At 70.4% G+C, this 13,046-nt stretch carries 13 protein-coding genes and 1 pseudogene; 9 read left to right on the top strand and 5 right to left on the bottom strand.

Annotated features, from left to right (window positions below):
• A partial coding sequence (locus C1J01_RS39210; protein ID WP_146615882.1) for an MFS transporter occupies positions 1 to 527 on the top strand: 527 nt, incomplete at its 5' end.
• Here the strand turns inward: C1J01_RS39210 and C1J01_RS51575 are convergent.
• The 3 genes and pseudogenes from C1J01_RS51575 to C1J01_RS39195 form a co-directional block, all read right to left on the bottom strand.
• Positions 416 to 922 carry an alpha-E domain-containing protein gene (locus tag C1J01_RS51575; protein WP_220040326.1) on the bottom strand — a complete coding sequence of 169 codons (507 nt, stop codon included), beginning with the start codon at positions 920 to 922 and terminating at the stop codon, positions 416 to 418. The two genes, C1J01_RS39210 and C1J01_RS51575, sit on opposite strands and share 112 nt — an antisense overlap.
• A 58-nt stretch (positions 923 to 980) precedes the next feature.
• Positions 981 to 1,259: pseudogene (locus tag C1J01_RS53865) on the bottom strand (circularly permuted type 2 ATP-grasp protein); the annotation flags it as partial.
• A gap of 212 nt (positions 1,260 to 1,471) precedes the next feature.
• A complete protein-coding gene (locus C1J01_RS39195) occupies positions 1,472 to 2,389 on the bottom strand; it encodes a MerR family transcriptional regulator (RefSeq protein ID WP_220040325.1) in 918 nt (305 codons plus the stop codon).
• A gap of 456 nt (positions 2,390 to 2,845) precedes the next feature.
• Between C1J01_RS39195 and C1J01_RS39190 the strand changes: the two genes are divergently transcribed.
• Positions 2,846 to 4,228 (top strand): Ig-like domain repeat protein, encoded by a 1,383-nt coding sequence (locus C1J01_RS39190; RefSeq protein WP_111184020.1) that lies wholly within the window; start codon positions 2,846 to 2,848, stop codon positions 4,226 to 4,228.
• Positions 4,229 to 4,377: 149 nt separating this feature from the next.
• On the opposite strand, the gene C1J01_RS39185 is transcribed toward C1J01_RS39190, so the two are convergent.
• Entirely contained in the window at positions 4,378 to 5,145 is a 768-nt protein-coding gene (locus tag C1J01_RS39185; protein WP_111184018.1) for an IclR family transcriptional regulator, read from the bottom strand.
• 170 nt (positions 5,146 to 5,315) lie between these two features.
• Between C1J01_RS39185 and C1J01_RS39180 the strand changes: the two genes are divergently transcribed.
• From C1J01_RS39180 to C1J01_RS39160, 5 genes are all read left to right on the top strand, one after another.
• A complete protein-coding gene (locus C1J01_RS39180) occupies positions 5,316 to 6,548 on the top strand; it encodes an ABC transporter substrate-binding protein (RefSeq protein ID WP_181449213.1) in 1,233 nt (410 codons plus the stop codon).
• A gap of 165 nt (positions 6,549 to 6,713) precedes the next feature.
• A complete protein-coding gene (locus tag C1J01_RS39175) occupies positions 6,714 to 7,562 on the top strand; it encodes a carbohydrate ABC transporter permease (RefSeq protein ID WP_220040324.1) in 849 nt (282 codons plus the stop codon).
• Complete coding sequence (locus tag C1J01_RS39170) at positions 7,562 to 8,392, top strand: carbohydrate ABC transporter permease (protein ID WP_111184012.1); 831 nt, start codon at positions 7,562 to 7,564, stop codon at positions 8,390 to 8,392. The genes C1J01_RS39175 and C1J01_RS39170 overlap by 1 nt, the downstream gene beginning before the upstream one ends.
• 8 nt (positions 8,393 to 8,400) lie before the next feature.
• Positions 8,401 to 9,582, top strand: a complete 1,182-nt coding sequence (locus C1J01_RS39165; protein WP_111184011.1) for a mandelate racemase/muconate lactonizing enzyme family protein — start codon at positions 8,401 to 8,403, stop codon at positions 9,580 to 9,582.
• 101 nt (positions 9,583 to 9,683) lie between these two features.
• Entirely contained in the window at positions 9,684 to 10,463 is a 780-nt protein-coding gene (locus tag C1J01_RS39160; RefSeq protein WP_220040323.1) for a maleylpyruvate isomerase family mycothiol-dependent enzyme, read from the top strand.
• 25 nt (positions 10,464 to 10,488) lie between these two features.
• Here C1J01_RS39160 and C1J01_RS39155 read toward each other — a convergent pair whose 3' ends face one another.
• Positions 10,489 to 11,310 carry an aldo/keto reductase gene (locus C1J01_RS39155; RefSeq protein WP_111184010.1) on the bottom strand — a complete coding sequence of 274 codons (822 nt, stop codon included), beginning with the start codon at positions 11,308 to 11,310 and terminating at the stop codon, positions 10,489 to 10,491.
• A 142-nt stretch (positions 11,311 to 11,452) separates the two neighbouring features.
• On the opposite strand from C1J01_RS39155, the gene C1J01_RS39150 reads away from it, so the two are divergent.
• Positions 11,453 to 12,367 carry an ATP-binding cassette domain-containing protein gene (locus C1J01_RS39150; protein WP_111184009.1) on the top strand — a complete coding sequence of 305 codons (915 nt, stop codon included), beginning with the start codon at positions 11,453 to 11,455 and terminating at the stop codon, positions 12,365 to 12,367.
• On the top strand, positions 12,364 to 13,046 hold a 683-nt coding region (locus tag C1J01_RS39145), incomplete at its 3' end, for an ABC transporter permease (RefSeq protein ID WP_111184008.1). The genes C1J01_RS39150 and C1J01_RS39145, both read left to right, overlap by 4 nt.

The raw sequence follows: 13,046 nt of genomic DNA, 5'->3' as shown, positions 1-13,046 counted from the left end.
GGGCGCTGGGGATGGGGGCGTTCGTGGCGCTGTACAACGCGGCCGGGTTCCGGCTGGCCGCGCCGCCGCTCGACCTGAGCCCCGCGGCCGCCTCGCTGGTCTTCCTGTCGTACGCCATGGGCACCGTCTCCTCGGCGGCCGCGGGGCGGCTGGCAGGCCGCCTGGGGCGTACGCCGGCGCTCGTCACGGCGCTGGCCGTCACGGTGGCGGGCAGCGTGCTCACCGCGCATGGGTCGCTGCCGGTCGTCGCGCTCGGGTTCGCGGTGCTGACCGCCGGATTCTTCGCCGCGCACGCCATCGCCAACGCCTGGGCGACCGCCGAGGCGTCCCCGCAGGCCCGGGGCCGAGCCGCGGGCCTCTACACCCTCTGCTACTACCTCGGCAGCGGCGCGGGCGGCACGGCGGGCGGCATCGTCTACGGCCACGCGGGCTGGACCTGGCTCATCGTCTTGACCTCGGCGTGGCTGGTGCTCGCGGCGGTGGCCGTCCTGGCGACCCGCCGACGCCCGGCGCGCGCCTTCGGATGAGCCGACCCGCGGACACCCTGCCCGCGCCGTCGGGTGAGCCGACCCACAGGCGCCCTGCGCGCGCCTTTCGGGTGAACCCGGCCCATGGATCGTCGCCGGTCGTCTTGTAGGGTGACCGGCGCCTCCCTGGCGCTGTCCCTGGCCGAGCGGATCGAGGAGGCGATCGAGGCCGGCTCGGTCAGGTCGTGGGCCAGGCGGCGCATCACGGCGGCGGTGCTGACGAACGGCGCGGGGCTCAGGCCGAGCACGGCGTACAGGGAGCGGCAGGTCTCGGGCTCGTCGAGCACGCGGTGCACGGACACGTCGAGCAGGCGGGCGGTGTCGTCGGCGCGCTCGACGTAGCGGCCGATCCAGTAGAGCGTCTCGGCGATGCGGCTCAGCAGCGGGCGGGTCACTGTTCGGCCTCCCAGGCGGCGGTCCGGCTCGGACTCCAGTGCGCGGGTCGATGCCGCCGACGTGCACGCGCACGCCGTTGGGCGGGCGCCAGCCGTGGGCGACGCGGTGGTAGTGAGGGCTGGAGTGCAGCAGGCGCCAGGGGACGACGCCGTCGCGGAAGACCTGACGCGCGCCGTACACGTCGTCGAGGAAGGCCTCCAGCGCGCGGATCCGCCGGCGGACGCCGCGGGTGACGAGGTCCCATTCGGCGGCGTCGATGACCCTGGGGACCAGGTCGAGCGGGAAGGGCCGCTCGACCCCCGCGTCGTCGAAGGTGACGCCGCGGTCGGTGAACATCCGGGCGAGCTGGGCGGCCCGGGCGCGCAGCTCCAGCGTGCCGAGCGGCTGGAGGGCGGCTGGAGGGCGGCGAACAACGCCTGGTACGGCGGCCGGGGGACGCCTGGCCGTTCGAACATCTCGTCCCAGGCTTCCGCCATGACGTACTTGTCAAGTATGTCCGCCATGTCCGGAGATCAAGAAGGGTTTGTTTCTCCGGATGGCTTCGCGTGTTACGAGGCGTTGAGCGACCGTTCGAGGGAGTCGGTCAGCCACAGCTGGGTCGCGCCCAGCGTGACCCGCTCGCCGCTCACCTCTCCCACGAGCCGCCAGTAGCGGCGCAGGCGGGGGTCGCGGTCGGGCTCGACGCCGGCCAGCAGCTCGCGGCGGAACGCCGGGGAGTCCTCTCGCCTTCGCGCCATGGCGTGCACGGCCACGAACCGGTCCAGCTCGGGGCCGCCGCGCGGCGCCTCACCGGCCCGCACCAGCGGCTCGGCCAGCGCGGACGCCTCGCCGAGGCCGTACAGCAGGTCCTCCTCGTCGGCGATCACCTCGAGGTTGGCCACGGCGCGGGCGCGCAGGCGGCGCGTGAACGCCCGGTCGGCGGCCAGGGCGACCATCTCGGCGTACGCGACGACCTGCGCCGGCGTCGGGTCGGCGGGCGGCACGGGCACGGCCATGGCCACGAACCCGGCGAACAGCTCCGCCGAGATGGGCGCCGCCATCTGCCGCCGCCAGAACTCCACCAGCACGTCGTGGGCGGCGGGGCCGTCCTCCACGGCGGCCAGCAACTCCAGCCGCGCGGCGCGTTCGGCGGGACCGGCCTCCTCCACCGCGCGCAGCGCCGCACGCCGCCAGGACAGGTCGGCCAGCCGTACGTCGAGCGCGGCCCGTTCGGCGGCGACGGCGTCGGCCACGGTGCTCTCGCCGGCGAGCACGCGGGCGATCGGCGCCAGCCCGAGGCCCAGCCCGCGCAGCCGCCGCACCATGTGGAGGGTCTCGACGGCCACCCCGTCGAACCTGCGGTGACCGCCGACGCTGCGCACGGAGGCGATGATGCCCTCGTCGCAGTAGAAGCGGATGGTGCGCACCGGCACCCCGGTCAGCCGGGCCAGCTCTCCGATCCCGATCGTGTCGTCGCGCAACGGCACTTGAACCTCCAGTGGACTGGAGTTCCCACGGTAATCGCGTACCCCGACAAGACGGATGACGTGAGGGAGCGTCACCGAGGACCTGTTCGCCGAGCGGCGGCGGAGCCGAAGGCGTAATGTTGCATATTGTGCAACGCCGCCAACGTCATATGCAATTCACTCTTGACACTGTTGCACAGCCTCCTACGATCATGACAAGCGTGTTAACGATCAGGCCGGATTCGTTACGTCTGATCACCTTTCGCCCTCCGGAGGGAGAGCAACGTGCCCGTCACGTGTCCCCATCGTTCGTCGAGGATCCAGCGAAGCAGCCGGCTGAGGTCGTTTCTGGCCGGCCTGACGGTCGCGGCAGCAGTGGTCGCGGTCGGGGTGTCAGCCCCTCCGGCCTTGGCGGCACCGGCGAAGCCGCTGGGGCCGACCCTGGTCAAGTCCGACGCACCCCCGAGTGGGTATGCGGTGACGTTCCGGCACCAGGCGCCCGCCGGCGTCGACACCGTACAGATCTACGGCGACTGGTTCTTCGCCCAGCCCGACAACGTCACCGACAGCCGACCGCCGTCGCAGTGGCGGCCGGGCGACACCGCGGCCACCCCGTGGCGCATCCTGCCCATGCGGCTCGGGGCCGACGGGACATGGGAGATCACTGTCCCGTTACCCGCCGGCACGTTCCGCTACGCCTTCACCTACGACTGCGCCGACGCGCTGGCCACCGGCTGCACCCTGCACGACGACCCCGCCAACCCGTGGGAGGTGCAGCCCCAGTACCCGGACGCGCCGGGTGCGGTGCGCAGCACGATCTTCGTTCCGAGCAGCAAGAGGTTCCCCACCTACGACAACGACTACCAGGCACCGGTCAAGGCCCATGCGGCCGGCAGGCTGGAGTCGCGGCGGTATCCGTCACCGCTGTCGACCAACCCGGCCGGGGTGCATGACATCGTCGTCTACACGCCGCACGGTTACGACCCGAACCGGGCGACGCCGTACCCCACGCTGTATCTGAGCCACGGCGCCGGCGACAGCTCGATCGCCTGGACGATGCAGGGCGTGGCCCACAACATTCTGGAGAACGCGATCAAGGACGGTGCGGTGCAGCCGATGGTGGTCGTGTCCACCGACTTCAACGGCCTGCCCGGTGGCAATCAGGGGTACGCCGACGAGCTGCGGACCAACATCATCCCGTTCGTGGAGCAGAACTACCACGTCTCGGGCCGGCCGGAGGACCGTGCGTTCGGCGGGTTCTCGGCGGGCGGGAGCCGCGCCTTCACGATCATGTACGACAACACCGACCTGTTCGCCTACCACGCCGCCTGGAGCGTCGGCGGACCGGCGGCCTCGCCGGCGCAGATCGACCGCCTGAAGACGGTGCCCGGCGGCATCCTCTTCGGCACCGGGCTGCAGGACGGCACCAGCGCCCAGAGCCTGCACACGCGTGCCGAGGCGTTGCGCTCCGCCGGTGTCGAGATCAAGGAGCACTACATCGACGGCATGCACACCTGGCATGTCTGGCGTCCGATGCTCAACTTCTACCTGCGTAATGTGGCGTTCCGCACCACCACGACGGGCCTGGACGTCGCCGCCGCGCCCGACGGGAACTCACCCGACGTCACGCTCACCGCGACCGCCACGGTGGGCGCCGTGACCGCCGGCGTCGCCTCACCGACCGGCAAGGTCGAGTTCTACGCCGGTGACGCCCACCTCGGGTCCGCACCGGTCAAGAACGGCATGGCCACCTTCCGCAAGGCCGTCAACGGCACACTCCTCGACGACCCCGTGGTCGCCCGCTACCTGGGCGACGAACTGTTCAACGCATCACAGAGCACCCAGGTGGCTGTCGGCTGACCCCAGGGCCTTGCCGTGGCGCCTCCCACCTATGGGGATGCCACGGCAAGGATGCCGAACGACCTGAGCCTGCGACCCGGGGAAGCCTTGAGGGGCCGGCGCATCGGGCCGACGCCGACGGCACCTCGGAGAGCTCCAGAGGTCGCGGCTCAGCTCGCCGATGGCGGCTCCGGCGTGTATCCGACCTCCTGTGAGATCAGCGTCGCGGTCTCCAGCAGCAGCGGAAGGTGCTCCTTCAGCTGGTCCAAGGTCGCGATCACCTCGATCGCGGTGATGGAGACGGCGGCGATGACCTTCCCCCGTGAATCCCTGATCGGTGCGGCTATGCACATGACGTAGGCGTCGTGCTCGCCGTTGTCGACAGACCAGCCTTGCTCGCGGACGTGGGCGAGTTCGGTTTCGAGGGAGTCCCGATCGGCGACGGTCGTGTCGGTGTGCCGCTCGAAGGTGACGTGCGCGAGCAGGCGATCGCGATCCTCCACGGGGAGGTAGGCGAGGATCGCCTTTCCGACGGCGCTCGCATAGAGCGAGACGGCCCGGCCGACCCGAGACGGTAGCTTCACCGAGTCGAACGCGGCGCTGTCGACCTTGTCGATGTAGATGATCTCGTCGCCGGTCAGCTGTGCCAGGTGCACGGTATGGCCCGTCTGCCGCTGGAGCCGGCGCAGGTGCGAGGACGCGAACTGGCGCAGGTCCATCGAGCCGAGCGCGAGCTCGGACAGTTCGATGAGCCCGCTCCCGAACACGTACGTCCCCGCCCCCGTCTTGCGCACGAATCGTGCCGCCTCAAGCGTTTGCAGGATCCGCAGAGCCGTGGACTTGTGGACGCCGAGCACGTCCGAGGCCTCTGTGAGGGTCAGCGGATGTTGCGCTGTCGTCCGAATCAGGTTGATCGCGCGCTGGATGGATTGTGCCACTAACGCCCTCCATACGTTGCACTATGCGCAATGTAGAGCATGCCATGCGCAACCACTCCCTTGACAGGGTTGCACATGTCACTACGATCGTTGCAAGCAAGCGGGGTTTCGGGGGAGTAAACGGCTATTTATGGGAGTGACAAATGGGGCTGCATCGCATTCGCCGGAGCATGGCTGTGGCGACCAGCGTCATGTGTACGTCCGTCGCCCTCCTGAGCGGCTGCGGCTCCGACAGCGGCTCCGACGGCGGATCCGACGGCGGCGTGACCACGTTGACCTTCGCCGCCTCGACGTTCGGTGACCCGGGTCGCGGGCCACAGCTCGAGAAGTGGCTCGATGAGTTCAACAAGAGCCAGAGCGCGGTCCGGGTGTCCGCCGCGGCAGTGCCGTACCCGACCTTCGGCCAGACCGTCCTGACTCAAATGGGCAGCGGGCAAGGGCCCGACCTGATCCGCTTCGACATGCCCGAGTTCGAGGCCGCCTCGGACGCCGGCCTCATCGCGCCGCTCGACGACCTGATCGACGTCAGCAAGTACGACCTGCTCAAGCAGCCGGACCAGTTCATGGTCCACGACGGCAGGCGGGACGGGATCATCTTCGAGGCGTCGAACTACGCGATGTTCTACAACGCCGACCTGATCTCGAAACCGCCGACGACCTACGAGGAGTTCGTCGAGACGGCGAAGTCGCTGACCAAGGGCGACGTCTACGGCCTGGCGTTCCGGCAGACGGAGGCCGAGGAGGCCGGCGTCTGGCAGGACATCTTCAACTACGTCTACGGCTTCGGCGGCAAGTGGTCGGACGGCAAGAACCTGACCATCAACTCCCCCGAGAACCTCAAGGGCCTGCAGGCGTACAAGGACCTGTACGACGCGAAGGTGATCCCGCGTGGCGCCGACGCGGCGACGTTCCGCCGCATGTTCGCCGAGGGCAAGGTCGGCATGGAGCTCAACAACGGCGGCTACGTGACGGCGACCCGCGGCCAGAACCCCGACCTGAACTTCAGCGTCGCGCCCATCCCGTTCCCGGTCCGCAGCCAGGGGGCGATCCTCGCCCCCATCGTCATCAACGAGGCGAGCCCGGCGAAGGAGGAGGCGGCCACCTTCATCCGCTGGGCGCTTGAGCCGGCCAACCAGCTGAAGCTGCAGGAGATCCTCGGCGCGAGCAGCGTGGCGACGGTCACCCAGCGAAGCCCCGAGCAGCTCGAGGAGACACCCTTCCTCAAGGTCTTCGACGACCTCACCGAGTCGAGCCTGCCGCAGATCGTCCTGGGGTTCGAGGCGAAGACGCCGGACATCCGCAAGATCGTCGTGCAGAACGTCATCGCGGCGCTCCAGGGCACGGTCGACCTCAAGACCGCGCTGGACCAAGCCCAGGAGCAGGCGACCCAGCTGGTCGGCTGATCGCACGAGGCCGCCGGCGCGAGCCCCCCTCGCGCCGGCGGCCTCCTACTCGAACAAGGACCGAACTCGATGACTGTGCTGGAACGACAGCGGAACACAGTGCCCCGATCAGGGACCCGGCGTCGAGGCAGCCCGCGGGGAAGCAAGTGGACGCCCTACCTCTTCATGGCGCCCGCCGCCGTCTTCATCCTCGTCTTCCAGGGCGTTCCGCTCGTTCAGGAGATCTTCCTGAGCTTCACGCGAACGTCACTGCTGAATCCCACACGCAGCACCTGGGTGGGGTTGGACAACTACACCCGCATCTTCGGTGACGAGGACTTCCACCGCACCCTTCTCACGACCTTCATCTACGTGATCGCGTGCGTCGTCGGCTCCGTGGGAGCCGGGCTCGCCGTCGCCCTGCTCCTCAACAGAGGATTCCGCGGCCGGGGGTGGGCGCGGGCACTGGTGACCATTCCGTGGGCGGCGCCCGGCATCGCGGTCGCGCTCATCGCGACGTGGATGCTCAACCCGGACTACGGGATCGTGAACCGCTTCCTGGAGACGATCGGGCTCGGAGTCCCGGGCGGCGCCATCCTCGACAGCCCGCGCTACGCCCTCCCGGCGATCCTCGCCACGACCATCTGGCAGCTGTTCCCGTTCACCTCGGTGGTGCTGCTGTCCGCGCTGCAGGCCGTACCCCCGCACCTGACCGAGGCCGCGATGATGGACGGCGCGGGGCGCTGGTGGACCTTCCGCGCCGTCACCTGGCAGGTCATCAAGCCCACCATCGGACTGCTCGCCCTCCTCATGACCATCTGGTCGTTGCGGCGGTTCGAGCTCATCTGGCTCATGACCAAGGGGGGTCCGGTAGGGGCGACCGAGACACTCGTCATCGACCTCTACTCGCAGGCCTTCGACTCCAAACAACTCGGTTCGGCGGCGGCGATCGGCATGGTCGGCGTGGTCGTCTCGCTCATCGTCATCGCGGGCAGCCGGTTCGTCGCCCGTGCCGCAGAGAGGGAGGCCCGTTGATGAGGCCGCTCCGCATCGGTCTGACCATGCGCATCCTCGCCGTCCTCGTCGTGCTCGGCGTCGCCGTCTTCCCCCTGTACTGGATGATCGTCACGGCGCTGTCGAGCAACTCGGACCTCTTCGCCGAGGAGGCCCGGCTCGTCCCTGACTTCGCCCAGTTCGGGGTCTTCATCGACGCGCTGGCCGAAGGCAAGGCGTTGGGCTGGCTGCGCAACAGCCTGGTGATCGCCGTCGGCACGACGGCCCTCTCGATCGGCCTCGGCATACCGCTCGGCTACGCGCTCTCGCGGTTCTCGTTCTGGGGCAAGGCCTTCGTGACCGTGGTCCTGCTGTTCACGCAGATGCTTCCCGAGGCGCTCATGGTCGTGCCGCTGTTCTCGCTCTTCCGGCGGTTCGACCTGCTCGACTCCCTGACCGGTCTCATCCTGGTCAATTCCGCCTTCGTCCTGCCGATCGTCGCCCTCATTCTCAAGGGCGCGATCGACGGCATACCGCGCGAGCTGGAGGAGTCCGCGCGTGTCGACGGAGCACGGCCGCTCACCGTACTGACGCGCATCAACGTGCCGCTGATCGCCCCGTCCATCGCGGCCACCGCGGTCATCGCGTTCTTCCACGCCTGGAACGAGTACGTGTTCGCCGTGACCTTCATCTTCACCCCCGCGATTCAGCCGGCCTCGGTGGGGATCGCCAACTTCATCGGCGAGCTGGGCACGCCGATCCAGACGGTGATGGCGGTCGCCTTCATGTTCACGCTGCCCGCCGTCGTCTTCTACCTGTTCGCGCAGAGACATGTGGTGGCCGGCATGACCGCCGGCGCCGTGAAGGGCTGAACCGGAGCATGAAGATCATCGCGGTCGACACCTTCGTCGTCGACTTCTACCGCACCAATCTCGTGATCGTCCGCGTCACCACGGACGAGGGGATCGTCGGACTCGGCGAAGCGACGCTGGAGGGCAAGGAGCGCGCGGTCCTGGGGGCCATCGCCGAAGTCTCCGAAGCCGTGGTGGGGCTCGATCCCACCCGTATCTCCGGCATCCTGTACGAGCTGGCGAGAGACTGGTACTGGCGCGGCGGCCCGGTCATCATGACCGCGCTGAGCTCGCTCGAAATGGCGCTGTGGGACATCTCGGCACGAGAGCTGGGTGTCCCGGTCTCCCGGCTTCTCGGCGGCGCCACCCGCGACCGGGTGCGTGCCTACGCCAACGGCTGGTTCTCGGGAGCCGTCACGCCTGAGGACTACGCGGCCGCCGCGAGGAGGACCGTCGACAGCGGCTTCCGCGGTCTCAAGTGGGATCCCTTCGAGAACTTCGACCTGACGATCACGTCCCGGCAGTTGGACCGTGTGCTCGCGCAGATCGACGCCGTCCGCTCCGCTGTCGGGCGCGACGTCGAACTGTTCATCGAGGGCCACGGCCGGTTCGACGTCCGCCACGCCATCAAGGTCGCGCGGGAGATCGCCCAGTTCGACCCGGTGTGGTTCGAGGAACCGTGCCCCCCGGACAATCTCGACGCCCTCGTCGACATCCGCCGGGCGTCTCCTGTGCCCATCGCCGCCGGGGAGCGATGGTTCGGCCGGCAGGGCTTCGCGCCGGCGCTCGCCCGCCAGGCGGTCGACTTCGTCCAGCCCGACGTGACGCACGCCGGCGGCATCGCCGAGTTGGCCTTCATCTCGACGCTCGCCGCGACCAGCTACGTCGGTTTCGCCCCGCACAATCCCAGCGGGCCGCTGAGCACCGCGGCGACGCTGCAGCTCGGGGCGACCTTGCCCAACTTCCGATACCTGGAGATCATGGCGACCGACGTGCCGTGGCGCCCGGAGATCACCAACGAGCGACTCGTGCTCACGAAGGAGGGCGACGTCATCATCCCGACGGGGATCGGGCTCGGCATCGAACTCGATCTCGAGGCGATCGCGCGGCACCCGTTCACACCCCACCCCATGCGGATGTTCCGGGACGCCGTCTTCGACATCCGCCCCGCGGACGAGCGGTCCTTCTTCAACCTGAGGGACCGCCCGTGATCCAGGCCGCAGGGAAGAACCAGGCGAAGTAGAGCTGTGCCTGGCCGAGCCCGATCGTGTCGTCGCGCCACTTGAACCTCCAGTGGACTGGAGTTCCTACGGTGATCGCGTACCCCGACGAGAGGATCGACGCGATGGAGACCTGGGAGACCGCCCGGCTGGTGAAGGACCTGCGCGAGCAGACGGCCGGGCTGGCCCGCGCCGCGGCCGCGGGCGACCCGGAGGCGACGGTGCCGACCTGCCCGGAATGGCGGCTGAGCGACCTGGTGGCGCACATCGGACAGGCCCTGCGCTGGGCGGCCGACCTGGTGCGCAAGGCCGCGCCGCTGCCCATCCCCGACCCGCGCGAGGTCGACCCCGGCGCGCCGGACGGCTGGGAGCGGTGGCTGACAGACGGCGCCGAGGAGCTGATCGAGGCGGTCAGGGACGCGGGCGAGCACGCCGAGGTGTGGTCGGTGGCGGGAATGGTGCCGCCGGCGTTCTGGCTGCGCAGGATGCTGAACGACATCACCGTCCACCACTACGACGCCGCGGCGGCGACCGGCGCGCCGTTCGCGATCTCCGCCGAGCTCGCGGCCGACGTGATCACCGAGGGCATGGAGCTGCTGTCGGCGCCGGCGGCCGAGGACTTCAAGCCGGAGCTGGCCGAGCTGCGCGGCTCGGGCGAGTGCCTGGCGATCCGTCCGCACGACGCGGAGGGCTGGCTGATCAGCAGGACCCCGGACGGGCCCCGGTGGCGGCGCGCGAGCGGCGACGGCGACGTGACGGTGCGGGGGCCGGCCGCCGAGCTGATGCTGGTGCTCAGCGGGCGCGTGCCGGCCCGCGAGGTGACCGGCGACCGCGCCCTGCTCGACCACTGGCTGGCCCGCACCAGGTTCTGACCGTCAGACGTTCAGAGCTCGACGTTCAGAGCTCGACGTTCGTGTCCGGGTCGCCGCCCGTGCGGCCGGAGCCGTCGAGCGAATCCATCCGCGCCATGTCGTCCGGCGACAGGCTGAAGTCGAACACCTCGAAGTTCTGCCGCATCCGCTCCGGGTCGGACGACTTGGGGATGGGCACCGCGCCGAGCTGGGTGTGCCAGCGCAGCACCACCTGGGCGGGCGTACGGCCGTGGGCGGCGGCCAGGCCGGCGACGACGGGGTCGTCCAGCAGGCGGCCGGCACGGGCGAGCGGGCTCCAGGACTCGGTGACGATGTCGTGCTCGGCGTGCCAGGCGCGCAGCTCGCGCTGGGAGAAGCCGGGGTGCATCTCGACCTGGTTGACGACCGGTCGGACGCCGGTCTCCGCGACCACCCGCTCGATGTGCTCGGGCGTGAAGTTCGACACCCCGATCGAGCGGGCCAGCCCCTGCTCCCGCAGGCGCACGAACGCCCGCCAGGTCTCGGCGTACAGGTCCCGGTCGGGCATCGGCCAGTGGATGAGGTAGAGGTCGACGTAGTCGAGGCCGAGCCGGCCCAGGCTCTCCTCGCAGCCGCGCAGGGCGGCGTCGTAGCCGTGGTGGGAGCCGCGCAGCTTCGTGGTGACGAACAGCTCCTCGCGCGGCACCCCGGCCTGCGCGATGCCGGCCCCGACGCCCTTCTCGTTGCCGTACGCGGCGGCGGTGTCGATCAGGCGGTAGCCGAGCGAGATGCCGTGGGCGACGGCCTGGCGGGCCTCCTCGTCGTTCATCGGCCAGGTGCCGAGGCCGATGCGCGGCATGGAGCGTCCGTCGGCGAGCTTGACGGTCATACGTGGTCCTTCCCCCTGGTTGAACGGCGCGAGTGTCCCTACCCGGCCGCTTCCGGGACATTCCGGTTACGGTTTTCCGCCATCGAGGTCGGCGGTCCGCCCCCATGGCCGCCGCTCGCGCGGCTGCCTAACGTGGTGCGGCGTGATCAGTCTGAGGGGTTTGACCAAACGGTACGGAGACCGGGTGGCGGTAGACGACCTGTCGCTGGAGCTGAGACCCGGCGCCGTGACGGGTTTCCTGGGCCCGAACGGCGCCGGCAAGTCGACCACCATGCGCCTGATCCTCGGCCTCGACCGGCCGAGCGCGGGCACGGCGCTCGTCGGCGGCGTGCCGTACCACCGGATCAAAGACCCGCTGCGCACGGTGGGGGCGCTGCTCGACGCGCGGGCGCTGCACCCGGGCCGCAGCGGGCGGGCGCACCTGCTCGCGCTGGCCCGCAGCAACGGCATCCCGCGGCGGCGGGTGGACGAGGTGCTGGAGAAGGTCGGGATGGCGAGCGCGGCCGGCAAGCGGGCCGGGGCGCTGTCCCTCGGGATGAGTCAGCGGCTCGGCATCGCGGCGGCGCTGCTGGGCGACCCCGAGGTGCTGCTGTTCGACGAGCCGGTCAACGGGCTCGACCCCGACGGGGTGCGCTGGGTGCGCGGGCTGATGCGCTCGCTGGCGGCCGAGGGGCGCACGGTGTTCGTCTCCAGTCACCTGATGAGCGAGATGCAGCTGACCGCCGACCACCTCGTGGTGATCGGCAAGGGCCGCCTCATCATGGACGCGCCGCTGGCGGAGGTCATCGCGGGCAGCTCCCTGACGGCCGTGCTGGTCCGCACCCCGCACGCCGGCGACCTCGCCGTACGGCTGCGCGCCGCCGGCGTCCGGGTGGACCGGCTGGGCGAGAACGAGCTGGAGGTGACCGGCGCGCCCGTCGAGCGGGTCGGCGACCTGGCGTACGAGGCGGGCATCCGGCTGCACGGGCTGCGTACCCGCGAGGCCTCGCTGGAACAGGCCTACCAGGAGCTGACCTCGGACAGCGTCGAGTACGGAGCGGAAAGGGCGGGGGCATGAGCACTCTGCGGCAGGCGGCCGCGGCCGAGTGGGTGAAGTTGTGGTCGGTCAGGTCCACGTGGTGGTGCCTGGGCGGCGCGCTGCTCCTCATGGTGCTCGGCGCGGTCACGCTGGGCGGCTCCACCGCCACCGAGGCCCTGCGGGACGGCGAGACGGGGCTGCGGCTGACGGCGAGCGAGCCGGTGGTCGCGGCCACGTCGTTCGCCCAGTTCGCCCTGGTGGCGGCGGCGATGCTGGCGGTCACCTCCGAGTACGCCTCCGGCACCGTCCGGGTGACGTTGCAGGCGACGCCGGTGCGCGGGGTGATGCTGGCGGCCAAGGCGCTGGTGGTGGCGCCGGTGATGGCGGTCGCGGGCATGCTGTCAGGGGCGGCGGCGACGGCGGCCGTTCACCTGCTGCTGTCGATCGACCTGTTCGGCGGGCTCGTCGTGCTGCCGCCCGGCGAGGTGGTGCGCGACCTGCTGGGCGTGGGCGTGTTCTACGCGCTGGTGGCGGTGATGACCGTGGGGGCGGGCCTCGCGATGCGCAGCGCGGCCGGGACGCTGACGGTGATGTTCATGCTGCTGCTGGGCCTGCCGCTGATGTTGCTGATGGCGGGCGGCCCGGTGGCGCTCGCGGCGGCGCTGCGGATGCCGACGTTCGCGGGGCTGGCGTTCATGGGCAGCGGGGTGAACATGAC

Origin of the sequence: Nonomuraea aridisoli, from assembly GCF_003236395.1 — a bacterium.
Taxonomy (GTDB): domain Bacteria; phylum Actinomycetota; class Actinomycetes; order Streptosporangiales; family Streptosporangiaceae; genus Nonomuraea; species Nonomuraea aridisoli.
The sequence above is the reverse complement of the archived record's forward strand: the minus strand, read 5'-3'. Positions and strand labels throughout refer to the sequence as shown.

What these genes read in the sequence shown, in the direction of transcription:
- C1J01_RS39180 (WP_181449213.1), top strand. Translation starts at nt 5,316, where the DNA reads ATGGCTGTGGCGACCAGCGTCATGTGTACGTCCGTCGCCCTCCTGAGC.
- C1J01_RS39175 (WP_220040324.1), top strand. Translation starts at nt 6,714, where the DNA reads ATGGCGCCCGCCGCCGTCTTCATCCTCGTCTTCCAGGGCGTTCCGCTC.
- C1J01_RS39170 (WP_111184012.1), top strand. Translation starts at nt 7,562, where the DNA reads ATGAGGCCGCTCCGCATCGGTCTGACCATGCGCATCCTCGCCGTCCTC.
- C1J01_RS39165 (WP_111184011.1), top strand. Translation starts at nt 8,401, where the DNA reads ATGAAGATCATCGCGGTCGACACCTTCGTCGTCGACTTCTACCGCACC.
- C1J01_RS39155 (WP_111184010.1), bottom strand. Translation starts at nt 11,310, where the DNA reads ATGACCGTCAAGCTCGCCGACGGACGCTCCATGCCGCGCATCGGCCTC.